The following is a 20,860-nucleotide window of genomic DNA, read 5'->3' on the forward strand; positions in this document are numbered from 1 at the left end:
GGACGGCTGGTTGGTTCGCGTAACTTTTCCGGACGAACTGGGGTAGAACTTCAGGGACCGAGGGACTGAAGGGACTGAATTCTCGATACAGCGGTTCTTCGGGGCGGAGCCTGAGCGATCTCTGGGGTAGTCTCCGAGATAGTGAATCTTCAGTCCCTCTGGTCCCTCGGAGAGCAGTCCGGACCAGGCGGAAGATTGCCCTAACGGTCCGTCAAGGAAGAGCCAGTGCCCGTCGATTCCCAGAACCCGGCGCGAGAGGTGCGCGACGGGACGGCATTGGACGTGGCCACCTGGCTGGCCCTGCGCGGCTACCCCGTGCACCCGCTCGCCCCAGGGACCAAGACGCCGGCCCCGAACTGCGCGGACTGCCGGGGGGCCCGGCACCGGCCCCAGGAGTGCCCCTGCAGGGCCCGGGGAGGCTGGTGTCACGGGTTCCACGCGGCCACGACCGACCTGCCGACCCTGCGGGAGTGGTGGCGTGCCGAGCCGGAGTTCGGGATCGGGGTGTCCTGCGGGCCCGCGGGTCTCGTCGTCATCGACGTCGACGCGCACGCCGCTCCCCCGCCGGACCGGCAGCGGCTGCTGCCCGGCATCCCCGTGGACGAGCGGGTCGACCTGACCGGGCTGCGGAGCGGGTTCGACACCCTGGCACTGCTGGCGGCGTACCGGTCACGGCCCAACCCGTGCGAGGACCGGTCCACCCTGCGCGTGCGGACGCCTTCGGGAGGCATGCACGTCTGGTACCGCGTGCCCAGGGGCAGCGGTCCGCGCTTCCGGTGCTCCAGCGGGTCGGGCACCAGGGTGGCGCTCGCCTGGCAGGTCGACGTACGGGCCGTCGGCGGGTACATCGTCGCGCCTTCGACGCGCACCGCCGCCGGCGTCTACGAGGCGCTGCCCGGGGCGCGCACGCCGGCCGCCCTGCCGCTGTGGCTGACCGCCGAACTCGTGCGGACCGGGCACGGGATGGAGTCGCCCGCGCCCTCGGGGCCCTCTGCGGGGGCCGTGGGGGCCGTGGCGGCGCCCGGGAGCTCCGGGAGGGTGTCGGACGGGCAGCGGGTGCTCGGCTCGCTGCTGGACGAGGTACGGGCTTGCGGGGCCAGCCCGGCCGGGACGGGATTCAGCGCCAAGCTCAACCGGGCCGCCTTCACCGCCGGGGGGCTGGCCGCGGCGGGCCGTATCGGTGCCGGGGAGTGCCGCCGGCTGCTCATCGAAGCCGCGCACCACGCACGACCACACCAGCCGCGCCGGAACGCCCTCATCGTGGAAGCAGGGCTGCGCGCCGGAAGCGACCGACCGATCCATCCGAGGAACGCCCATGAGTAGCGCCGGAAGCACGGGGTTCGACGCCCAGGCGGCGGCGGAACAGCTCGCCGCGTTCACGACCGACACGGTGGCCCCGGGGAAGCGGCTGCCGGCCCAGCAGGGCGGGGGCCCGGCGGCCGCCGCCGCCGACTTCGTGTCGACCGGACTGCTGCAGAACCTCACCGACCGGGGCAACGCGAAGCTGTTCGCGCACCTCCACCACGACCGGTTCCGGCACGTCGAGGGGCTGGGCTGGTACGTCTGGGACGAGTACAGGTGGAAGCGGACCGGCGGGGAGAAGGCCGCGATCTGGGCCGCCGGCGACATGGCGGAGGAACTCCCGACGCACGACCCGCGGGGCGTCTTCACCGACCGGGAGCTGTCCCAGCACCGCAAGCGGGCCATGTCCACCTCGGGCGTGAAGGCCATGCTCACGCAGGCCAAGGCCGCGCCCGAACTGGCCCTCGACCCGGACACCCTGGACGGGGACAAGTACGCGCTGTGCACGCCGGCCGGGGTGGTGGACCTGCGCACCGGCGACCTGCACAAGCCCGACCCGACGCGGGACCTGCACTCCCGTGCCACCCACCTGGCCCCCGAGGCCATGCCGACGCCGAGGTTCGACTCCTTCCTGCACCAGACCTTCGGTGACGACGACAAGGGCAAGGAGATGATCAACTTCTTGCACCTCCTGCTCGGCTACTCCATCACCGGTGACGTGGGCGGTCAGGTCCTGCCGTTCCTCTACGGGGTCGGGGCCAACGGCAAGTCGGCCCTGCTGGACGTGGTGATCAAGATCCTCGGGGACTACGCGGACGTCGCCCCGCCGGGATTCCTCATGGAGCGGGGCAAGTTCAACGAGCACTCCACGGAGCTGACCGAGCTGCACGGGCGCCGCCTGTTCGTCTGCAGCGAGCTCAAGCCGCACGACAAGTTCGACGAGGCCCGCGTCAAGCTCCTGACGGGTGGTGACCGGCTCAAGGCGCGCCGCATGCGGCAGGACTTCTTCAGCTTCGAACCCACGCACAAGCTGTGGCTGCTGGGCAACCACCGTCCCGAAGTCGGTACCGGCGGGCACGCCTTCTGGCGGCGGATCCGGCTGATCCCGTTCGAACGGGTGGTGCCCGACCATCGCAAGATCGACAACCTGGCGGAGGCGCTGGTCCAGGAGGAGGGCCCGGGCATCCTCCACTGGATGATCCAGGGCGCCAGGGCGTACCTCGCCACCAAGCCCGCCCTGACCGGGCCCAGCGTGGTCCGTACGGCCACGCAGGCCTACGCCACCACCGAGGACCACATCGGGCGGTTCCTTGCGGAATGCTGCACCACCGGGGCCGACCTGCCCGATCCGCGGGATCTGAAGGTGGAGCAGGGAGCCCTTTACCGCGCGTACAGTGCTTGGTGTCTCGACGGTGAGGGGCTGCGCCCGGCCACGACGCGCGCGTTCGCCACGCGGATCCGTGCCGAGGTCGGTGTCGCCTCACCCAACGAGATGCTCCGCTCGAACGGGCAGAAGTTCTATCCCGGCTTGGCCCTCCTGGCCGACGAAGCGCAGTCCCCGCGCGAGGCGAACAGGGCAAGCACGAGGTGAATGGTCAACGTGTGCCGCCGACCCGGGGCGGGCACGCCTACGATGGACAAGGAAGATGAACAGACCCACCGGCCGACGGCGGCCCGCAGCGTCCTGCCGCATACCGGCATCGGCGCCGCTCGCGGCGTGGCGGAAGCAGGGGCCCGGAAGGGCCGACGTGACTGAGGAAGGACCCAGGCCATGAGCTCGCTACTGACTTCCAGCGATCTCGCCCACGAGGACAAAGTGGTGTGGCTGGAGGACCCCGAGGCACTCGATTACGTGCGCCAGGCCCTGGACAAGACCCCCCGCCGCCGGGGGAAGCCGCGTTACCACCGTGACGGGCGCATGATCGGTTTCACCGAACTCGGCGACACGGCCGAGGCCGACCCGGACAGCGGGCTGCAGAAGCGGCGCGTCTTCTACCTGCTGCCGCACGACCGTGACGCGGAGCCCGACGGCCTGTACCGGGAAGGCGCGCCGGGCGAGGCGGTCGACCCGCGGACGATCGAACCCAGGCAGGTCGGCAGGAAGACGCCCCGGTCGCAGCGGGGGCTGTCCACGCCCACGGTCGCCTGAGCGGTTTCGGCCGATCCCTGTTCAGACCCTGTTCAGTCCCTGTTGAGACCTTGTCCGTCCCCACGTCGGTCGTCTTCGGTCCCTGTCGGTTGTTGGCCGATGGCGTGCGTTTCGGGGGCGGACGCAGGCGTTTCGCCGGGATTGAGGCTGCTTTGACCCGTCTGCCTGTGGCCGAAAAGCGCGCGAGGGTAATGGCGGATTTCAGTCCCTTCAGTCCCTCCGGTCCCTTCTCCCCTCCGGTCCTTCGAGGCCGGAGGGACTCCCCGCGCGGGTCAGAAGTCGAAGTCGACGTAGTCGATGTCGGTGAACTCCACGAGCAGGCCCTGCGCGCGGGCGCCGTTGTCCTTGAAGTAGATCTCCTGGAGGCCTTCCGCGGCGATGTGGCGGAGCTGTGCCTCGGTCGCGCCGGCCTCCTGGGCGGCGAAGAGCCGGGAGGCGTACTCCGGGGGGAGGTGCTGGGTGATGCGGCGCATCCGGCCGTCGTCGGTGGTGCCGGGGGCGGCGGTGAAGCCGAACCGGGCGCGGGTCTCGATGACCAGGCCGGTGGCCGTGGCGGCCTGGTCGCGGGCGCGCTTGCGGACGAGCGGCTGCCAGCGCTTGCGGACCTCGGCGGCCATGCGTTCGGCGAGGGCGGGCTTGGGCTGCCTGATCTGGTCCTTGACGTAGCGCTCGACGGTGCGCTGGGAGATGCCGAGGAGCCGCGCCACGGCCTTGGTGGACTTCAGCTGCTTGACCAGGAAGCGCATGCGGGCGCCCGCGGACTTGGGGATCGGGCGGGTGAAGTTCTGTTCGTCGGCGCGGGAGAGGCCGTCGCTGATCTCGGGCATGGGGGGTGCTCTTACTCTCCGTCGGCTGCGGCGTCGTGGCCCTTGATGTGGCGGGCGGGGTTGTGGTGTTCGTCGAGCAGGCCGACGGCCCACAGGAGGGACTGGGTGCCCTCGTGCTTGACCATGCCGGGGCTGACGCCGAGGCGGAAGCCGCCGGGCAGGGGCTTGCCGTCGGGGGTGCGGGGGAGGAAGTCCAGCGGGCTGGGTCCGTCCGAAAGGTAGACCGCGCAGTCGGAGAGCACCGCGATGGGGTGGAGGTCGGCGGCGTTCGCCAGCTTGAGCATCTTGCGGTGCATGTTGACGCGGGCGGTGGAGATGACGGCGGCGCGGATGTCGGGGCGCCAGGTGGGGCGTTCGAGGGCCGGCCAGGGTTCGCCCGGCCGGTACGAGGCGCCCTGCGGGCGTTCGCGCAGCTTGCCGATGCCGCCCTTGACGGTCGCCTTGATGGCGGAGAGGACGGCGGCCTGGAGCGGGTCGCGCTGCTTGTGGGTCTCCATGGCGGCGAGGAACTCGGACTCGGTGAGGGCCGGGGTGACCCCGAGGTCGGCCATGGTGGCGAGGTAGGCGTCGCGCAGGCGCGTGTACCAGGCGTCGAGGTAGGGGCCGTTGTCGGGGCGGAGCCAGGCCTCGGCGGGGCGGACCTCGTGACCGAGCTCAACGGCGTAGGCGAGGGTCGGGGTCGCGTACCAGGCGGGGCCGGTGGGGGGCCGGCCGTGCGGGGTGAAGGGGCTGGGCAGGCGCGGGTCGAGCTCGATGTGGCTGAGGTCGGCGAGCCAGCTGCCGGGGAGCTTGGGGTCGAAGGCGGGGCGGGTGGCGTGGACGGCGGGACCGAGGCCGACGGTGAGGCGGTTGGCGGCGGCGGCGAAGGCCATGTTCACGTCGATGCCGACGGCGTGGGTGCGGGTGCACTCGGCGTCGGTGAGGAGTTCCGGGTCACGGATCCAGTCGTACGCCTCCTCGTCCAGGACCTCGGCGGGGGTGCGCTGGTGGGTCCGGGGGTAGAGGGCGGCGACGACCGGGTGTTCGTCGGGAGCCTCCGGAGGTGCGGGGTCGACGGGGCGGGTGAGGCTGCCGGCGACCGGGGTGGGGACCCAGGTGCCGGTGGCCTCGTCACGGGCGGCTCGGGTGGGGGGCCGCAGGGCCGTCATCAGCTCCAGGCCGGTGACGGCGGTCGAGCCGCGGGGGGTGAGGACGCGGGTGGCGAAGGAGGTGAGGAGTTCGGCGAGCTCGGGCGCGGGGAGGTCGCCGGTGTCCTCGCCCCAGGCACGGGGGTCGAGGGCGCCCCAGGGGAGGACGGCGAGCTGGACGCACTGGCGGCCGCCGGCGGCGGTGGCCGGGCGGTAGATGCGGGCCCAGGGCCCGAAGCCGCGGCGGGTGAGCTGCCACTTGGCGCGGGCCAGCTGCTTGACCACCGGGTGGTCGTCGGGGAGGCGGAGTCCGCGGCGGTCTTCGAGGACCAGGGGGAGTCCGAGGGCTTCCGTCGCGGCGGGCGTGAGGACCAGGAGGGGGTCGCCGTCGCGGCCGTTGCGGTGCAGGCGCGGCGAGCGGAGGTCGGCGTCGGTGAGCGCCCAGGTGAGCAGGGCGGGGAGGTCCTTGGTGGGGTGGTCGAGGATCAGGCCGCCGGCGGCGTGGGCGTGGCCGGTGCCGTCGAGGACGGCCAGGGGGCCGTGGCCCTGGGTGGGGGAGTGGGGGGTGCGGTTCCGGTTCGGGCTGCGGGTGGCGTTGCGGTTGGGGGCTTGGTGGGGGCGGGCGGGCGTGGGGGTGGGCCGGGGGGCGTTAACGGCGTTAATGCCGTTGACGGTCTGGGGGCCGGGGTGGGTTCCGGCGTTAACGGCGTTAACGGCGTTAACGGCGCTTGCGGTGGTGGGGAGGGTGGGGGTGCCGGGGGCGGCCGCGTTAACGCCGTTAATGGTGCTTGAGTCGGCGGGCTCGGCGGGGGTGGGGAGAGGGCCGGCGTTAACGGCGTTAACGGTTGGGGCGGGGGCGGGGGCGGGGGCGGGGGGTGCGGGTGCGTCGGCGGCGTTAACGGCGTTAACGCCGGGCGTGGCTTCCGTGCCCGGGGCGGGGTGCAGGGCGGCGAGGCCGTCGAGGAGGCGGAGGTAGGCGGCGCGCTTCGGGGGGCGGGGGTCGGTGCGGCCGGACTCCCAGGAGGTGATCGTCTCGCGGCGGACGGACAGGGCCTTGGCGATCTGCTCCTGGCTCAGGCCGGCGGCCTCACGCAGGCGTCGGCGCTCGTCCGGGTGCGGGAGCGCGTCCTTGGCGGCGGCCGCTTCGAGCAGCGCGTCGACCGCGGCGAAGAGGGTCTCTTGTTCGTTGGGCATGGGTACCTCCGAGCCGAGCCTATGTGAAACGCACGCTGGAACGCACATGGAACGCACGTGGGGGCGTTAACGGCGTTAATGCCGTCAGCGCCCCCGGCGTGGTGGTGCGTGGGTCAGATGCGGTTCATGAGGAGTTCCGTGACGGCCTTGAGGTCGTCCGGGGTGAGGTGGGCGGTCAGGGCGTCCGCGATCATTTCGGCGGAGTCCGTGGGGATGGTGATGCGCGGGGCGGTGCCCGTGCGGGGGGCCGCGGCGGGGGCCGGGGCGTTGACGGCGTTAACGGCGTTAACGGTCGGGGGTGCCTGGCGGGTGCGCTGGCGGGGCGGCGCGGAGGCGTTAACGGCGTTAACGCCGTTGAGGGTTTCGTCGGCCGCGGCCGCCTGCTGTTCCTGGGGGAGGCGTCCGATGCGGCGGGCCGGTTCCACCTTGAGCTCGCCCGATTCCACCTTCTCCTGGAGGGGAGGGGTCAGGTTGAGCAGTGCGAGCCGCTGGGAGACCCAGGCGGGGGTCTTGCCGAGCCGCTTGGCCACCTGGGCCTGCGAACCGTGGACCTCGACGAGCTCCTGGAGGGCGCGGGCCTGGTCCATGGGTGCCACGTCGACGCGGTGGATGTTGGCGATGAGCGCCGATTCGAGGATGTCGGCGGCGCTGGTGGCCAGGGAGTCGTTGACGTGGATGTGCATCGTCTTCAGGCCGGCGAGCTGTGCGGCGGCGAGGCGGCGGTTGCCGTCGATGACGACGTACGGGGCCCGGGCCAGGCCTTCGGTCCTGCCGGGGTGGGCCTCCATGAAGGCCATGCGGGTGGCGACCGCGAGCGGCTGGAGCTGGCCGCGGGAGAGCAGCGACTGGGCCATCTCGTCCAGGTCGGTGAGTTCCTCGCGGAGGTTGAAGGGGTTGGGGGCGAGGGCCTCGATGGGAACTTCGGAGGGCGGGAGCACGCCGGAGGTGGGTGCGCCCGTCGCCTCCGCGATGGCGGCGCGGCGGGAGCTGACGCTCACGGGCTGGGCGCGGGCGAAGGACGCCGACACGCCGAGCTTGTCTGCCTTGCTCATGAGATCTCCCTTGCGAGCGCACGCAGGGCCACGGCCTGCTCGCCCTTCGGCGCGTAGACGAACAGCGGCTGCTTGAGGCGGACGGCCTCGCGCTGTTCCTTGAGGTCGGGGACGACGGCCACGACGCGCGGATCCTTTATGTCCAGCCAGGCCTGGAGCGAGGAGGTGGCGATGAACCCGCGGCGTCCGTCGTAGAGGTTCACGACCAGGCCGAGGTAGTCGATGTCCAGGCTGAGGTCGTCACGGAGGTCGTTGATCTGGGAGGTGAGCAGGTCGTACGCGTCGGCGCTGGAGTCCTCGGCCTGTACGACGATCAGGGCGCCGGAGGCGCCGGGCTGTTCGGTGTCCCGGCGGCGGCCGTAGTAGATGGCCGCGTCCATGCTGAGGCCGAGGCTGGGCGGGCAGTCGATGAGGATGACGTCGTAGGCGGACTCCACCGGGGAGAGGGCGCGCTCTAGGGCGGCCTCGCGGGCGCGGACGGTGGAGAGCCTGACGTCGAGGAGGAAGGCGTCGGTGCAGGCGGGGAGGAGGTGGAGGCGGTCGCCGAAGCGGTCGTCCTCGATGGGGACGATCAGGTCGGCGAGTGCGCCCTGGGCCTCGCCGGCCATGTGGCGGGTGAGGCTGTCGCCGCCGATGGGGAGGGGCTGCTGGCCGAGCTGCTTGGTGAGGTGGCCCTGGGGGTCGAAGTCGACGAGCAGGACGCGCATGCCGAGGCCGGGGAGGTCTTCGAGGTCGAGACCCGTGGCCGTGGAGGTGGACGCGGTGCTCGCGGGGGCGTCGGGGGCGTCGGAGGTGTCGGTGACTCGGGCGAGCTGACGGGCGACACGGACCGGGTGCAGGGTGTCGGGGTCCTCCGCGAGGGCCTCGGCGGTGCCGGCGGTGATGGCCGTCTTGCCGACTCCGCCCTTCTGGTTGCAGACGACGATGCGCCGGACGACCGAGGGGCGGCGGGGTGCGGGGGCCGGGTTGGCGTCCAGCCAGAGGCGGACGGCCTGGGCGAGGCCCTGGATGAGGGAGACGCCACGGTCCTTGGAGTGGGCGCGGAAGGAGTCCCACTGGCCGGCGGGCAGCCAGGTCGAGAACGATTCCGCGCCGGACGTGTCGACGGGGCTGGGGGCGGAGGCGAGGGCGCTCCACTGGGCGACGCCCTGGTGGACGGCGTCCTGGATGTCCACGCGGAGTTGGGCGGTCCGGACCTTCAACTCCTGGCGGAGCCACGGGGGGAGTTTGGAGACGACCTTCTCGCGGTCGCTCGGAGAGGAGGGCGAAGTCATGAGGGGGACTTTACTAACGTCTGGACGTAAGCGTGGGCGCCGCGCTTGGGTTTTGCTAACGAATTGGGTCGCGTGGGGTGGTGGGGCGCCGGTCCGGTGGGGTCGGGAGGTGCGAAAGGGGAGGAAACGGGGAGGCAGGGCGGTCTCGCATACGCCGTAGTGAGCACCCCCGTGGTTCACCACGGCGTATGCGGGGCCGCCCTGCCTCTGGGGTGTGGGGCTGGGTGGTGGTGGGTCAGGTGGTACTGGGTCAGGTGGTGCCGGGTTCGGTGCCGTTCGGCTCGGCCGCCGCGGAGAGGGCGATTGCTGCGCGGCATGCCGGGGAGCCGGCCGGGAGGAAGTGGGGGAGCCGGTCGGCCGGGACCAGGGTGGGGAGGAGGAAGTTCCAGAGGTCCACGATGCGCGAGTGCAGGTCGTCGCGGCCGGTGCGGACGTGGGAGGTGACCTGGATTCCGGTGAACGAGCCGACGAGGAAGGTGGAGAGGTCGTCCACGTCGAGTTCCGGCCGGAGGTCACCGCGCGCCTGGGCCGGGGCGAGACAGCTGCGGCACGTGTCGATCCAGGCGTTGTACGGGGCCGGGTCGGGGTCGGTGAAGGAGCCGAACTCGATGACGAGCCGGATGCCGGCGCGGATCCGGGCGTGCGTACGGAGGCCGTGGGCCATGTGGTGGGTCAGGTCGATGACGGTCTGCAGGCCGGGGGAGGGGAGGGCGTCGAGGCCCTCGGCCACCTGGAACTGCTCGTCCATGAGGGTTCGGGCGAGGGCCTCTTTGGACTGGAAGTGGAAGTAGAGGGCGCCCTTGGTGACGCCGGCGTGGCGGACGACGTCGCTGAGGCTGGTGCCGCCGAACCCGTTGGCGTCGAAGGCGAGTGCCGCGCCGTCCAGGATGGCTTGGCGGGTGATCTCGGCGCGTTCCTGTCTGGCCCTCGCCACGTGCGTCCTCTCTGCGCGTGCGTACGTGTGGGGCGTGCGCGTGCGGGTGGTGTCGTGTCGTGTGGTGGTGCTGTGGGTGGCGGCGTGCCGCGCTCCGGGGGCGGGCGCCGGGGCCGCGGGTGGTGCGGTCAATCTAGCCGGGGCGGGCCAAAAAATACCAGTCGACTTGTATTTTTTGGCCCGGCGGGCTGGGGTGGGCGGCGTTAACGGCGTTAACGGTCGGGCGTGGGGGGTGGGTGGGAGCAGCGGCCGGCGTTAACGGCGTTAACGCCGTTAACGGTCGAGGGGGTGGCTGACCGTCAGGGGGTGGAGGCGGTGGCGATGACTTCGTCGAGGGTGTCGCGGGAGCGGAGGAGGTCCGTGATGAGGCGGTCGATACGGGCGCGTTCGGCGGTGAGTTCGGCGATCAGGGCCGGGGTGGCCCGGGCCGAGGGGCCGCCGTCGGTGTCGCGCATGCAGGGCAGGATCCGCTGGATCTTCCGGCTGTTCAGCCCCGCCGCGTAGAGCTCCTGGATGCGGATGACGCGGTCGATCGCGCGTTCCGGGTACTCGCGGTGGCCGCCGGGCGTCCGGTCGGACACGAGCAGGCCCTGGGCTTCGTAGTACCGCAGGGAGCGTTCGCTGACGCCGGTGCGGGTGGAGAGTTCGCCGATGCGCATGGGGGTCCCTGGGGGAGGGGGCGGGCTTGAACTTGACATTGGTGTCAGGTTCTACGGTACCGGCATGACGCAGACGAAGAGCGAGAACGGCGGCGCGGCGCGGGTGTTCGAGGCCGGCCGGGTCGGGGCGCTGGAGCTCCCGAACCGGCTGGTGATGGCTCCGCTGACCCGGAACAGGGCCGGCGCGGACGGTGTACCGGGCGAGCTGATGGCCACCTACTACGCGCAGCGCGCCTCGGCCGGGCTGATCATCGCCGAGGGCACCACGCCGAACGCGGTCGGACAGACGTACCCGCACATCCCCGCCATCCACCGGCCCGAGCACGTCGCCGGGTGGCGGCGGGTGAACGACGCGGTGCGGGAAGCCGGTGGCCGGATGTTCCTGCAGTTGCAGCACGGGGGCCGGGTCGGGCACCCCGACACCAGTGGGCACGTACCGCTGGCGCCGTCCGTGGTGCGGTTCCCCGAGCGGCTGCAGACGCCGCGTGGGCTCCAGGAGGCGGTGGACCCGCGGGAGATGACGGCGCATGACGTACGGGCGACCGTCGCGGACTTCGCGGCGGCCGCGCGGAACGCGGTGGAGGCGGGGTTCGAGGGGGTGGAGGTCCACTCGGCCAACGGCCACCTGCTGCACCAGTTCCTGGCGCCGAACACCAACCGGCGGACGGACGAGTGGGGCGGGCCGGTGGAGCACCGGGTCCGGTTCACCGTGGCGGTGGTGCGGGCCGTCGCCGAGGCGATCGGGCCGGAGCGGGTGGGCGTGCGGATCTCGCCCGGGGTCTCGGTGAACGGTGTGGAGGAGGGCGACGAGACCGAGGAGATCTACCGGGCGCTGGTCGCGGAGTTGGCGCCGATCGGCCCGGCCTACCTGCACCTGTTGTACGCCGACCCCGCGCAGCCGCTGTTCCAGGAGATCCGCAAGGCGTGGCCCGGCACCCTGATCGCCAATCCGAAGCTGTCGCGGGAGGAGGTCGCGGCCGACGCGGGCCTCGGGCAGGCCGAACGGCTGCTGGCGGAGGGGGCCGACCTGGTGGCGCTGGGGCGGGGGTTCCTCGCCAACCCGGACCTCGTGGAGCGGCTGCGTACCGGGGCGCCGCTGAACGAGCTGCGGCCGGAGTTCCTGATGTACGTGCAGGGGGCGGAGGGTTACACGGACTACCCGGCGCTGGGGGAGGGGTGACTGCCGGCCGGCAGGGGGCGGGCCCTGCCGGGCGGCGGCTACGGCGTGCGGATGCCGAGGGTGGTGACGGCGTCCAGGGCGAGCGGCCAGGGGAAGGGGCCGGGGTCGTCGGTGCCCGGGGCGCCCGGTACGTAGCCGGTGTCGCCGTACAGGACTTCGACTCCGGCCGTGCGGAGGGTCGCCAGGCTCTGCTCGAACTGGGGGTGCCGGGCGAGGGCCGCGTTGGCGCAGGGCATGGCGACCGCCGGAGTGCCCTTGCCGAGGGCCTCGGCGGCCACGCCGACGACGAAGCGGTCGGTGAGGCCGAGCGCCCAGGCGTTCACGGAGTTGAAGGTGGCGGGGGCGAAGAGGAGGGCGTCGGCCGGCGGCCACACGTCGGGGTCGCCGGGGAGCTTGTACTGCCAGCGGACCGGGTGCCCGGTGAGCGCCGCGAGTCCGTCGAGGCTGCCGGCCAGCCAGTGGGCCGCGGTCGGGGTGAGGCCGAGGCAGACGTCCCAGCCGCGCGCCTGGGCGTCCTCGATCACCCGGGCCACGTCGAAGACGGGCGGCGCGGCGGAGCAGATGAGATAAAGCGTTCTCGTTTGCGTCATATCAGCATGTGATCTTAGGGGTTGACCTCAAGGCGGGTTGAGGGCGCAGCATCGTCCGCATGACGACTGAGGAGACTGAGCAGACGGAGAACGTGGAACGGCTCGCGGACATTGAGGCGGTCAAGCTGGTGGTGGCCGAGGTGGAGGCGTCCCAGCGGGCCAAGGACCCGGACGCCTTCCTCGCGCTGTTCCACCCGGAGGCGCTGTGGACCACCGCGCACGGCAAGGTGCTGATCGGGCTGGACGCCATCTCGGAGTTCACCCGCGCGGTGCTGCCCGCCGCCGACTGGGACGGCGAGGTCAGTTACCGGGTGACCCACGTGCAGTTCCTGCGGCCGGACGTGGCGGCGGTCAAGGTCAGCCAGGTGTACACAGCGGCCGGCGGTGACGGTGGGGACGGTGACGAGGGGGTCCCGCTGTACGTGATGACCAAGCAGGACGACGGGCGCTGGCTGCTGACCGCCTGCCAGAACACCCAGGTGCGCAAGGGCTGAGTGCCGGACGTGCCGGACGCGGTGCATGTGGGACTGGAGCATCGTGCGGGTCGCGAGCCGCTGGACTTCGCCGACCACGCGCGGGCGGCCGCGGCGAGCGGAGTGTGGGACGTGGCCTGAAACGGTCGGCGACGGCGACGGACCTCCAGCGAGCCGGATCGCCCTGTCGGCGCCGTCCGTCATGCTGCGGGCATGGACGAGAACGCCTTCTGGGAACTGCTGGAGGACTGTCGCCCCGCCGGGCCCGACCCGGAATCCGATCTCCTGGCGGAGGCGCTGTCCGTGAGCCTGTCGGCCGGACCCCTGCACCGGGTGGTGGGCTTCGCCGAGCGGCTGTCCTGGCTGCTCTACCGGCTGGACCGGCGGGAGTACGGGCGGGGGCTGGCGGGGGACCGGTTCCTGTACACGCGTTGCGCGGTGGTGGCCGCGGGCCGGTCCGCATACCAGGCGGTGCTGGCGGATCCGGCCGAGTTCGTCCCGTACGCGGAAGGCCTGGTGTGGGCGGAGGGCCTGCTCTACGTACCGGACCAGGCGTACGAGCACCTGACCGGCGAGCAGTGGCCGCGGGCCACGCGCTACTCCTACGAGTCGTTTTCCAACCGAGAGGGCTGGGCGGGGGCCTGGCTCGGCGGGTGACCTGCGGGTACCGGATCTGCACCCACAGGGGCGCGGAGGTTCCGCGTCAGATCTGCTCGGTCGCCGTGTCCAGGGCCGTGGTCAGGCGGTCGAGGCGGGACTGGAGGTCGCGGATCTCGGCGAGGTCGAAGCCGGTGGCCGTGGCGATGCGGCGGGGGATCTCGGCGGCGCGGGTGCGCAGGGCGGTGCCGGCCTCGGTGAGGTGGGCGTGGACCGAGCGCTCGTCCTCGGTGCTGCGTTCGCGGCGGATGAGGCCGGTGGCCTCCAGGCGCTTGAGCAGCGGGGAGAGGGTGCCGGAGTCCAGGCGCAGGTGCCGGCCGAGGTCCTTGACCGGCATCTCGCCGTGTTCCCAGAGCACCAGCATCACCAGGTACTGGGGGTAGGTGAGCCCGAGGTCCTTCAGGACGACGCGGTAGAGGCCGCCGAAGGCGCGGGTGGCCGCGTTCAGGGAGAAGCAGATCTGTCCGTCGAGGCGGAGGAAGTCCTGGTCGGCGACGTCTGCGGGCGGCTGCTGGGTCATACGGGACAGTCTAGCCCGGGGAGCGGTGTGAGCGATTTAGTTGTGCACAATTTAATTGTGTGGCATCTTGTTGGGCAGAGGGCGGCCCCGTCTGGGGACGCCGAACCGGAACCCGGAGGGAACATCCGATGGACGCGCTGTACACCGCTGTCGCCACCGCCAACGGCCGTGAGGGCCGTGCCGTCAGCTCCGACGGCCAGATCGACCTGGCGCTGGCCATGCCCCCGGCCCTCGGCGGCAGCGGCCAGGGGACCAACCCCGAGCAGCTGTTCGCGGCCGGTTACGCCGCCTGCTTCGCCAGCGCCCTCGGGCTGGTCGGCCGGCAGGCCCGCGTCGACACCGGCGACGTCTCCGTGACCGCCGAGGCCTCCATCGGCAAGGACACCGACGGCGGCTTCGGTCTCGCCGTCACCCTGCGGGTCGAGCTCCCGGAGGAGCTGGCCGGCGAGACCGGTGAGCTGCTGGTCAAGAAGGCGCACGAGGTGTGCCCGTACTCCAAGGCGACCCGGGGCAACATCCCCGTCGAGATCGTCGTCGAGTAGGACCTCAGCCCGCCGGGGGGACCAGGCGGAGCAGTTCGGCCAGGTCCAGGGGCATCACGGCGATCTCCAGGGCCGCCGTCTCCGGTCCGGTGGGGTCCTCGCAGCGCACGATGCGCGAGCCGGGGTTGATGGCCATGCCCTCCCGTACGGTCGGCACCCGGATCTGGGTGTGTACGAGGCCGGGGAGCGGGACGGGGGTCCCGCGGGAGGGGGTCCACCGGACCGTGCCGGGCGGCTCCCCCTCGGCGCCCGCAGTGATCCGCCCGGCCCGCCAGCGTCCTTCGCCGGCGGGCCGGCGCAGCATGCAGGGGATGCCGGGAACGGGGCCCGCGGCCGCCCGGCGGCGGTGCTCGCGGCGGAACAGCCGGAAGACGAAGGCCGCGGCGACCGCGAGGAGCGACAGGAAGGCGAGCTCGATCACGCGGCCATTCAAACAGGCTGCTAGGTTGGCGCTTCTTTTCGACTCGATCGTGTGTGTGAGGTGGGGGAATGCGGACAGCTGCGGTGCGGGTGACCGTGGGGGCCGTGCTCGTGGCCGGGGGGCTGGCCGGGTGCGGTGGCTCCGGAGGGGGAGAGGGCGAGCGGGCCGCTCCCGCCGCTTCGGGCAGTGCCTCCGCCGGGCCCTCGGCGGGTGCCGTGAAGGCGGGCGGTTCCGTGGGGGCGGCCGGGAGCGCCTGTGCGCTGCCCGTCTCGTTCGACCTGGCCGCCGACTGGAAGCCGGAGACCGTCAAAGCCCAGGAGGGCGAGGAGTTCGCCTCCCTCTTCGAGCAGGGCGGCGCCACCTTGCGGTGCGAGATCGACGCCAAGCCCGCCGGGAGCATCGGCTTCATGAGGGTCTGGACCGCCGACAAGCCCGCCGGAGCCGGAGCCGGAGCCGGAGCCGGAGCCGGAGCCGGTGGCGCCCGCGCCGTGCTGGAGGCGTTCGTCGCCGAGGAGCAGACCACCGGTGCGCCCACTTACACCGAGCTGAAGGCCGGCTCGCTGCCCGCCGTCGAGGTCGCGTACGAGACCGCCCCGCTGGACGAGAAGAAGCAGGAGCGGGCCTTCGCGGTGGTCACGCCCTCCGGGAAGGCGGTCCTGGTGCAGCTCGGCGGCCTGGACACCAAGGAGCACGAGGAGATGCTGCCCGCGTACCGGCTCGCGCAGAAGTCCCTCAAGGCCGTGGGCTGAGGGCTGAGGGCTCAAGGTCGCCCGACGGTCCGTGCGGTGGCCCCCGCCGTCACTCCCGCCGGTCGCGGCGGGACTCGCGGAGGTACGGCTCGGGGGTGCCGGCGTCCGTGTCGTGGGCGAGGGCGAGCGCCCCGGTGCGCCCGCGCACGGCGTGCAGCGTGCAGGGCCGGACCCCCTCGCCGGCCGGGCGGAACGTGATCTCCAGGTTCCGCCCGTGCAGGGCCCAGCGTCCGGTGCCGGAGATCCGGCGCTCCGGGCTGAGGACGGCGGCCGCCGCGTCGCAGGCCGGGGCCAGTCCGATGTTCAGGGCGGTGAAGTCGCCGTCCCGCCCGAAGACGAGTTCGCCGCCCGCAGAACTGGTCCAGCGGCCCTTGAGCTCCGGCTCCGAAAGCCTCGAGCCGACCAGTACGTACACGGCGAGGCCCAGGAGCACCGCGAGGGCTGCTCCCGCCCAGGTCAGCGCCCGTCTGGCGGGTGTGCCGCGCAGGCGCGCCCGCAGTCGTCCACGCGGTTCCACTCGATCCCCCGTCGGTAGCGGTCCTTCCAGTTCAGGAAGAGTGGGGAAAGGTCATCGCCGTTCCGCCCGGGTGGGCCAATACTTCGGTCCGGACCGCAGTTCCCGACCGCAGTTCCCGACCGGAGAGGAGTCAGCGCATGGCCACAGCACTGGCTGTCGGAACGTCAACCACGCCGAGCGTCCGTGAGCTGCTGGCGCAGGGCCGCCGCAGCTTCTCGTTCGAGTTCTTCCCGCCCAGGACCGAGGCCGGCGAGCGGACGCTGTGGGACGCGATCCGCCGGATCGAGGCCCACCGGCCCTCCTTCGTCTCCGTCACCTACGGCGCCGGCGGCTCCTCGCGGGACCGCACCGTCGAACTGACCAAGCGGATCGCCACCGACACCACCCTCCGGCCGGTCGCCCACCTCACGGCCGTCGGCCACTCGGTCGCCGAACTCCGCCAGATCATCGGGCAGTACGCCGACGCGGGCATCCGCGACGTGCTGGCGCTGCGCGGCGACCCGCCCGGCGACCCCAAGGGCGAGTGGGTCGCCCACCCCGGCGGCTTCACGCACGCCCACGAGCTGGTCTCCCTCGTCCGCGGGCTCGGCGGCTTCACGGTGGGTGTGGCGGCGTTCCCCGAGCGGCACCCCCGGTCCGCGTCCTGGACGGAGGACGTGCGGCACTTCGCGGCCAAGTGCCGGGCCGGCGCCGACTACGCCCTCACCCAGATGTTCTTCCACGTCGAGCACTACCTGCGGCTGCGCGACCGGCTCGCCGCCGTCGGCTGCCTGACCCCGGTCATCCCCGCGATCATGCCCGCGACGAACCACCGGCAGATCCGCCGGTTCGCCGAGCTCAGCGACGCGGCGTTCCCCGAGCGGCTGGCCGCGCGCCTGGAGGCGGCCGGTGACGACCAGGCCGAGGGGCACCGGATCGGCGTCGAGTACGCGACCGCCATGGCCGAACGGCTGCTCGCCGAGGGGGCGCCCGGCCTGCACTACATCACCCTCAACCAGTCCACGGCCACCACCGAGATCCACCAGAACCTCGGGCTGCACGACTGACCGCGCCGCGGCCGCCGTGTGGGCCGTACCGGCCGGCGGCCGGCGGCCGGCGCTCGCGGCCGGCGTGGCCCGCCGGGTCGGCTACGGCAGCGCCTTCGCCCTGTCCACGGCGACAAACGGGTACGGGGCGTGAGCCCGCAGGAGTACCGGGCGGGCGTCGCCGCCGCCGGGTCGGCGCCCGCCGCCCACAGCTGACACAGAGCCGGGCCGGCGCTTGCCGCCGCACCTCGCGGACCTGCATCGTCACCGTCGGTAATTCCGAAGGAAGGACGCGGGCATGGCCAAGGCCTGGGACACCGAAGTCGCGATCGTGGGCGGTGGCCCGGTGGGCACGCTGCTCGCCGGGGAGCTGGCGCTGCACGGCGTGCGGACCGTGGTGCTGGAGAAGCTGTCCGAGCCGTCCGGGATCTCCAAGGCGGGCAACCTGCACGCCCGTACCGCGCAGACGCTGAACCGGCGCGGACTGCTGGACGCCGTACAGCCCGGTCCCTACGCGGCGGGCAACCGGCCGCAGCGGCACGTCCCGTTCCACTTCGGCGGGATCTTCGACTTCGACCTCGCGCCGGTGGTCGGCGAGTTCCCGGCGCTGCTGGGCGTCCCGGCGACCTACCTGGAGGAGGTCTTCGCGTGGCGGGCCGGGCAGCTCGGCGCGGAGGTGCGGCGGGGCGCCGAGGTCGTGACCCTCAACGACCGCGGCGACGCGGTGGAGTTGCGGGTCCGCAACGCGCAGGGCACCGAGTCGGTCCTGCGGGCCGGCTGGGTGGTCGGCTGCGACGGGTCGCGCAGCACCGTCCGCAAGCAGGCGGACATCCCGTTCTCGGGCACCCTGCCCACCACCTCCTGCCTGATGGGCGAGGTCCTGCTGAAGGACCCGCGGGCGGTGCCGGCGGGCTGGCACCGCACCGAGCGCGGCTGGACGATCTTCTGGGTGAACCCGTACGGCTACAGCCGCGTCGGCACGTACGACTTCCGCGGCCCGCACCCGGACCGGCACTCGCCGGTGACCCTGGAGGAGCTGCGCGGCGAGGCGGAGCGGATCTCGGGGCGGCGGGTCGAGATGAGCTCGCCGCGGTGGCTCGCCCGGTTCAGTGACGTCGCACTGCAGGCGGAGCAGTACCGCAAGGGGCGGGTCCTGCTGGCCGGGGACGCCGCGCACGTGCACTTCCCGGCGGGCGGGCAGGGCCTCAACACGGGGCTGCAGGACGCCGTCAACCTGGGCTGGAAGCTGGCGGCGGTGGTCGCCGGCCACGCCTCCCCGGACCTGCTGGACAGCTACCACGAGGAGCGGCACCCGGTGGCCGCGCGGGTCATCTACAACGTCAAGGCCCAGGTGGCGCTGATGAACCCGGACCCGGCGGCTGACGCGCTGCGCGAGCTGTTCGGCGAGCTGATGCGGATGGAGCCGGTCAACGACCACCTGGCCGGCATGGTCAGTGGCGAGTCCATCGTGTACGACGCGGGCCGGCCCGAGGACCCCCTGGCGGGACGGTTCGTGCACGACATGCCGCTGAAGACGGCGCACGGGCCGGTGGCGCTCGCGGAACTCCTGCACGCGGGCCGGCCGGTGCTGCTGGACCTGGCCGGGCGGACCGACCTGCACGAGGTGGTCCGGCCGTGGCGCGGCCGCGTGCACGTGGTCGCGGCGGTGCCGGAGGGCGACGCGGTGGACGCGGAGGCGCTGCTGCTGCGGCCGGACGGGTACGCGGCGTGGAGCACGCAGGGCCCGGCCCCGGACGAGGCCCGGGGGCTGGCGGAGTCCCTGGAACGCTGGTTCGGCGCCCCGTCCGCGACCGCACCCTGAGCGCCGGCCCGGTCGGCGGACCGCGGCGGCCGCCCCACTGTGCGGGGGGCGGCCGCCGCATTGGGCGCGTGATCCGGTGCACCGGGCGGCCACGCGCAGGGAATGTGTGCCATGTGGGAAGGGCTCCCACATGGCACACATGGAGGTCCTGCCATGGGCGTGACCAATGTCGACCTGGACGATGAAGTGCTCGCCGAGGCGGCGCGCCTGCTCGGGACGACCACGAAGAAGGACACGATCAATAAGGCCTTGGAAGAGGTCATCAAGCGCCATCGCCGCCGGGCGGCCTACAAGCGGCTCGCCGAGCGCGGGGAGCGCGGCGAGCTGGAGGGAACGCGCCGGGAGTGGGAGGCCCGTAAGGCCGCCCAGCGGGGGACGGGCTCCAAGTGATCACGTACTTGATCGACACGAGCGCCTACGTGCACCTGGGTAGCGATCCCGAGGCGCATCGCCGCTGGGAGCCGGAGATCGAGACCGGCGCCGTCGGCATGTGCGAGGCCACCCGGGCCGAGATCCTCCACTCGGCCACCGGCCCGGACCATCGGGACGATCTCAACGCGGACCTTGCCGAGCTGTTCGGACTCGTGCGCGTCCCCAAGGACGCCTGGCGCTGGGTGGACGCCGCTCAGTACCGGCTGACCGAGAAGGGGCAACACCGCGCGGCGGCGGTCGTGGACCTGCTCCTCTGCGCCACCGCCGTGCACCACGGCCTGACCATCCTCCACCGGGACAACGACTTCGCCACCGTGGCCCGGGTGTTGAAGGACGTGCAGCAACAGGACGTACGACGGCCGGAACGCTGACGGGCCCCTGAGCCGTCCAGGCGGAAGACCCCGTGCTTTCGGGGCTGGACCATCAGCAGAGTCGGAGCCATGGTGAATGTCGAGTCCGGAGAGTCGAAGCGCGAGTGTGTCGGATTCATTCGAATTGCCGGCAAACCGGAAATCAGACTGCGGCTGATGGCGTCGTCGTTGGGTGAAGCCCGCGCAATAGATCGTCGATCAGGTTGTCGATGTTGCGGCACGGCGTGAGGACGTCGCGTTCCTGATACTCGAGCGCGGCGCACCGGTCTCTCGCCCGGTGGTCGAACGAATCTGTCAAATGCAGCCAGCCTGGCTGCGTGATTCCCTCCTCGAGGGATTGGTCCTGGCCGGCAGAGCTCGGACACCAGCCGAGGCGCGACTCGCGACTGACGAGCCTTCCTGCGGCGTGGGCCGTTACGCGGTCGCGGTGCTGGTCAGGACGTCGCGTGGGACAGGAGGGACCAGGCCAGGAAGGTCAGGGAGGCTGTGCAGAGGGCCGTGCGGGCGTGGTTGGCTCGGGTCCAGCGGGGGGTGAAGGCCTGGGCGACGGTGGCGGCCGTGGGGGCGTCCATGGTGTGGGCGGGGGCGGCTGCGTCGAGGGCCTTGTTCAGGGGGATGTGGACCGCGGCGGTGAGGGCCATGGCGGCTGCGTACGTGACGAAGGCGCCCGTGAGGGGGAGTACCGCCGGGCCGGAGGGGATCGAGAGGGCCAGGGCGGTGCCGGTGGAGACGAGGGCGCCGAGGTAGCCCAGGAGGAACCAGCCGTTGAGGATGGCCCTGTTGACCTGCTGCATCGTCTCGATGAGGGTGCGGTCGTCGCTGCGGCGCAGGGCCGGCATGACCGCGATGGAGAAGGCGTAGAAGAGGCCGGCCATCCAGCCCGTGGTGATCGTCGCCGCCAGCATCGCCGCGGTTCTTGCCGTGTCCACGTGTGCCCCCTGACCGTGGTTCGCCGAGATCGTCGCATCATAGGCGCCGCGCGGACCTGACGTGCGGCATGGACGTGGGTGGGGAGGGTACGCGGGGCGCGGTAGCCTCCGCGC

23 protein-coding genes are annotated in these 20,860 nt (G+C 72.4%); 12 read left to right on the top strand and 11 right to left on the bottom strand.

Features of this window, described 5'->3' with window-relative positions:
* Nucleotides 1–225: 225 nt before the first annotated feature.
* The 3 genes from ACFY61_RS26200 to ACFY61_RS26210 all read left to right on the top strand — a co-directional run bounded on the left by ACFY61_RS26200 (nucleotide 226) and on the right by ACFY61_RS26210 (nucleotide 3,451).
* Nucleotides 226–1,323: a bifunctional DNA primase/polymerase gene (locus tag ACFY61_RS26200; RefSeq protein ID WP_389475696.1), complete on the top strand. Its 1,098-nt coding sequence runs from the start codon at nucleotides 226–228 to the stop codon at nucleotides 1,321–1,323.
* Nucleotides 1,316–2,893 carry a phage/plasmid primase, P4 family gene (locus ACFY61_RS26205; protein WP_389475698.1) on the top strand — a complete coding sequence of 526 codons (1,578 nt, stop codon included), beginning with the start codon at nucleotides 1,316–1,318 and terminating at the stop codon, nucleotides 2,891–2,893. Before ACFY61_RS26200 ends, ACFY61_RS26205 begins: the two co-directional genes overlap by 8 nt.
* Before the next feature lie 180 nt (nucleotides 2,894–3,073).
* Nucleotides 3,074–3,451 (top strand): DUF6009 family protein, encoded by a 378-nt coding sequence (locus tag ACFY61_RS26210; RefSeq protein ID WP_389475700.1) that lies wholly within the window; start codon nucleotides 3,074–3,076, stop codon nucleotides 3,449–3,451.
* Between the two features lie 272 nt (nucleotides 3,452–3,723).
* Here the strand turns inward: ACFY61_RS26210 and tpg are convergent, their stop codons facing one another.
* The 6 genes from tpg to ACFY61_RS26240 form a co-directional block, all read right to left on the bottom strand.
* The gene (gene tpg, locus ACFY61_RS26215) at nucleotides 3,724–4,278 is read right to left on the bottom strand and encodes a telomere-protecting terminal protein Tpg (protein ID WP_389475702.1); all 555 of its coding nucleotides are present in this window, start codon (nucleotides 4,276–4,278) and stop codon (nucleotides 3,724–3,726) included.
* 11 nt (nucleotides 4,279–4,289) lie between these two features.
* Nucleotides 4,290–6,599 carry a telomere-associated protein Tap gene (gene tap / locus ACFY61_RS26220; protein ID WP_389475704.1) on the bottom strand — a complete coding sequence of 770 codons (2,310 nt, stop codon included), beginning with the start codon at nucleotides 6,597–6,599 and terminating at the stop codon, nucleotides 4,290–4,292.
* A 113-nt stretch (nucleotides 6,600–6,712) separates the two neighbouring features.
* Complete coding sequence (locus tag ACFY61_RS26225) at nucleotides 6,713–7,651, bottom strand: ParB/RepB/Spo0J family partition protein (RefSeq protein ID WP_389475706.1); 939 nt, start codon at nucleotides 7,649–7,651, stop codon at nucleotides 6,713–6,715.
* A complete protein-coding gene (locus tag ACFY61_RS26230; protein WP_389475708.1) occupies nucleotides 7,648–8,925 on the bottom strand; it encodes a ParA family protein in 1,278 nt (425 codons plus the stop codon). The genes ACFY61_RS26225 and ACFY61_RS26230 overlap by 4 nt, the downstream gene beginning before the upstream one ends.
* A 250-nt stretch (nucleotides 8,926–9,175) precedes the next feature.
* Nucleotides 9,176–9,859, bottom strand: coding sequence for a ScbR family autoregulator-binding transcription factor (locus ACFY61_RS26235; RefSeq protein WP_389475710.1), 684 nt, complete (start codon nucleotides 9,857–9,859; stop codon nucleotides 9,176–9,178).
* 299 nt (nucleotides 9,860–10,158) lie between these two features.
* Nucleotides 10,159–10,518 carry a MerR family transcriptional regulator gene (locus ACFY61_RS26240; RefSeq protein ID WP_389475712.1) on the bottom strand — a complete coding sequence of 120 codons (360 nt, stop codon included), beginning with the start codon at nucleotides 10,516–10,518 and terminating at the stop codon, nucleotides 10,159–10,161.
* A 64-nt stretch (nucleotides 10,519–10,582) separates the two neighbouring features.
* Between ACFY61_RS26240 and ACFY61_RS26245 the strand changes: the two genes are divergently transcribed.
* On the top strand, nucleotides 10,583–11,698 hold the full coding sequence (locus ACFY61_RS26245) for an alkene reductase (RefSeq protein ID WP_389475714.1): 1,116 nt from the start codon (nucleotides 10,583–10,585) through the stop codon (nucleotides 11,696–11,698).
* A gap of 38 nt (nucleotides 11,699–11,736) precedes the next feature.
* Here ACFY61_RS26245 and ACFY61_RS26250 read toward each other — a convergent pair whose 3' ends face one another.
* Entirely contained in the window at nucleotides 11,737–12,288 is a 552-nt protein-coding gene (locus ACFY61_RS26250; protein ID WP_389475716.1) for a flavoprotein, read from the bottom strand.
* 59 nt (nucleotides 12,289–12,347) lie between these two features.
* Here ACFY61_RS26250 and ACFY61_RS26255 point away from each other — a divergent pair, with 59 nt between their 5' ends.
* Nucleotides 12,348–12,782 carry an SgcJ/EcaC family oxidoreductase gene (locus ACFY61_RS26255; RefSeq protein WP_389475718.1) on the top strand — a complete coding sequence of 145 codons (435 nt, stop codon included), beginning with the start codon at nucleotides 12,348–12,350 and terminating at the stop codon, nucleotides 12,780–12,782.
* 192 nt (nucleotides 12,783–12,974) lie between these two features.
* Nucleotides 12,975–13,418: a DUF4240 domain-containing protein gene (locus tag ACFY61_RS26260; RefSeq protein WP_389475720.1), complete on the top strand. Its 444-nt coding sequence runs from the start codon at nucleotides 12,975–12,977 to the stop codon at nucleotides 13,416–13,418.
* A gap of 46 nt (nucleotides 13,419–13,464) precedes the next feature.
* Here the strand turns inward: ACFY61_RS26260 and ACFY61_RS26265 are convergent, their stop codons facing one another.
* Nucleotides 13,465–13,938: a MarR family winged helix-turn-helix transcriptional regulator gene (locus ACFY61_RS26265; protein WP_389475721.1), complete on the bottom strand. Its 474-nt coding sequence runs from the start codon at nucleotides 13,936–13,938 to the stop codon at nucleotides 13,465–13,467.
* Nucleotides 13,939–14,066: 128 nt separating this feature from the next.
* Between ACFY61_RS26265 and ACFY61_RS26270 the strand changes: the two genes are divergently transcribed.
* The gene (locus ACFY61_RS26270; RefSeq protein ID WP_389475722.1) at nucleotides 14,067–14,480 is read left to right on the top strand and encodes an organic hydroperoxide resistance protein; all 414 of its coding nucleotides are present in this window, start codon (nucleotides 14,067–14,069) and stop codon (nucleotides 14,478–14,480) included.
* Nucleotides 14,481–14,484: 4 nt separating this feature from the next.
* On the opposite strand, the gene ACFY61_RS26275 is transcribed toward ACFY61_RS26270, so the two are convergent.
* Nucleotides 14,485–14,901, bottom strand: coding sequence for a hypothetical protein (locus ACFY61_RS26275; RefSeq protein ID WP_389475724.1), 417 nt, complete (start codon nucleotides 14,899–14,901; stop codon nucleotides 14,485–14,487).
* 68 nt (nucleotides 14,902–14,969) lie between these two features.
* On the opposite strand from ACFY61_RS26275, the gene ACFY61_RS26280 reads away from it, so the two are divergent.
* A complete protein-coding gene (locus ACFY61_RS26280; RefSeq protein ID WP_389475726.1) occupies nucleotides 14,970–15,650 on the top strand; it encodes a lipoprotein in 681 nt (226 codons plus the stop codon).
* Nucleotides 15,651–15,699: 49 nt separating this feature from the next.
* On the opposite strand, the gene ACFY61_RS26285 is transcribed toward ACFY61_RS26280, so the two are convergent.
* Nucleotides 15,700–16,167, bottom strand: a complete 468-nt coding sequence (locus tag ACFY61_RS26285; RefSeq protein WP_389475728.1) for a hypothetical protein — start codon at nucleotides 16,165–16,167, stop codon at nucleotides 15,700–15,702.
* 137 nt (nucleotides 16,168–16,304) lie between these two features.
* Between ACFY61_RS26285 and metF the strand changes: the two genes are divergently transcribed.
* The 4 genes from metF (at nucleotide 16,305) to ACFY61_RS26305 (ending at nucleotide 19,817) form a co-directional block, all read left to right on the top strand.
* Entirely contained in the window at nucleotides 16,305–17,213 is a 909-nt protein-coding gene (metF, locus tag ACFY61_RS26290; protein WP_389475730.1) for a methylenetetrahydrofolate reductase [NAD(P)H], read from the top strand.
* 277 nt (nucleotides 17,214–17,490) lie between these two features.
* Nucleotides 17,491–19,014 (top strand): FAD-dependent monooxygenase, encoded by a 1,524-nt coding sequence (locus tag ACFY61_RS26295; RefSeq protein ID WP_389475732.1) that lies wholly within the window; start codon nucleotides 17,491–17,493, stop codon nucleotides 19,012–19,014.
* A gap of 153 nt (nucleotides 19,015–19,167) precedes the next feature.
* Nucleotides 19,168–19,404 (top strand): type II toxin-antitoxin system VapB family antitoxin, encoded by a 237-nt coding sequence (locus tag ACFY61_RS26300; RefSeq protein ID WP_389475734.1) that lies wholly within the window; start codon nucleotides 19,168–19,170, stop codon nucleotides 19,402–19,404.
* Nucleotides 19,401–19,817, top strand: a complete 417-nt coding sequence (locus ACFY61_RS26305) for a PIN domain nuclease (protein ID WP_389475736.1) — start codon at nucleotides 19,401–19,403, stop codon at nucleotides 19,815–19,817. The genes ACFY61_RS26300 and ACFY61_RS26305 overlap by 4 nt, the downstream gene beginning before the upstream one ends.
* Nucleotides 19,818–20,251: 434 nt before the next feature.
* On the opposite strand, the gene ACFY61_RS26310 is transcribed toward ACFY61_RS26305, so the two are convergent.
* Complete coding sequence (locus tag ACFY61_RS26310) at nucleotides 20,252–20,746, bottom strand: DUF1772 domain-containing protein (protein ID WP_389475738.1); 495 nt, start codon at nucleotides 20,744–20,746, stop codon at nucleotides 20,252–20,254.
* Between the last annotated feature and the right edge of the window lie 114 nt (nucleotides 20,747–20,860).

Origin of the sequence: Streptomyces sp. NPDC012888, assembly GCF_042900645.1 — a bacterium.
In the GTDB taxonomy this organism is placed as follows: domain Bacteria; phylum Actinomycetota; class Actinomycetes; order Streptomycetales; family Streptomycetaceae; genus Streptomyces.

Excerpts from the sequence above, each read along its gene's own strand:
- ACFY61_RS26205 (WP_389475698.1), top strand. The coding sequence starts at position 1,316 with ATGAGTAGCGCCGGAAGCACGGGGTTCGACGCCCAGGCGGCGGCGGAA.
- ACFY61_RS26210 (WP_389475700.1), top strand. The coding sequence starts at position 3,074 with ATGAGCTCGCTACTGACTTCCAGCGATCTCGCCCACGAGGACAAAGTG.
- tpg (WP_389475702.1), bottom strand. The coding sequence starts at position 4,278 with ATGCCCGAGATCAGCGACGGCCTCTCCCGCGCCGACGAACAGAACTTC.
- tap (WP_389475704.1), bottom strand. The coding sequence starts at position 6,599 with ATGCCCAACGAACAAGAGACCCTCTTCGCCGCGGTCGACGCGCTGCTC.
- ACFY61_RS26225 (WP_389475706.1), bottom strand. The coding sequence starts at position 7,651 with ATGAGCAAGGCAGACAAGCTCGGCGTGTCGGCGTCCTTCGCCCGCGCC.
- ACFY61_RS26230 (WP_389475708.1), bottom strand. The coding sequence starts at position 8,925 with ATGACTTCGCCCTCCTCTCCGAGCGACCGCGAGAAGGTCGTCTCCAAA.
- ACFY61_RS26240 (WP_389475712.1), bottom strand. The coding sequence starts at position 10,518 with ATGCGCATCGGCGAACTCTCCACCCGCACCGGCGTCAGCGAACGCTCC.
- ACFY61_RS26245 (WP_389475714.1), top strand. The coding sequence starts at position 10,583 with ATGACGCAGACGAAGAGCGAGAACGGCGGCGCGGCGCGGGTGTTCGAG.
- ACFY61_RS26250 (WP_389475716.1), bottom strand. The coding sequence starts at position 12,288 with ATGACGCAAACGAGAACGCTTTATCTCATCTGCTCCGCCGCGCCGCCC.
- ACFY61_RS26255 (WP_389475718.1), top strand. The coding sequence starts at position 12,348 with ATGACGACTGAGGAGACTGAGCAGACGGAGAACGTGGAACGGCTCGCG.
- ACFY61_RS26260 (WP_389475720.1), top strand. The coding sequence starts at position 12,975 with ATGGACGAGAACGCCTTCTGGGAACTGCTGGAGGACTGTCGCCCCGCC.
- ACFY61_RS26265 (WP_389475721.1), bottom strand. The coding sequence starts at position 13,938 with ATGACCCAGCAGCCGCCCGCAGACGTCGCCGACCAGGACTTCCTCCGC.
- ACFY61_RS26270 (WP_389475722.1), top strand. The coding sequence starts at position 14,067 with ATGGACGCGCTGTACACCGCTGTCGCCACCGCCAACGGCCGTGAGGGC.
- ACFY61_RS26280 (WP_389475726.1), top strand. The coding sequence starts at position 14,970 with ATGCGGACAGCTGCGGTGCGGGTGACCGTGGGGGCCGTGCTCGTGGCC.
- metF (WP_389475730.1), top strand. The coding sequence starts at position 16,305 with ATGGCCACAGCACTGGCTGTCGGAACGTCAACCACGCCGAGCGTCCGT.
- ACFY61_RS26295 (WP_389475732.1), top strand. The coding sequence starts at position 17,491 with ATGGCCAAGGCCTGGGACACCGAAGTCGCGATCGTGGGCGGTGGCCCG.
- ACFY61_RS26300 (WP_389475734.1), top strand. The coding sequence starts at position 19,168 with ATGGGCGTGACCAATGTCGACCTGGACGATGAAGTGCTCGCCGAGGCG.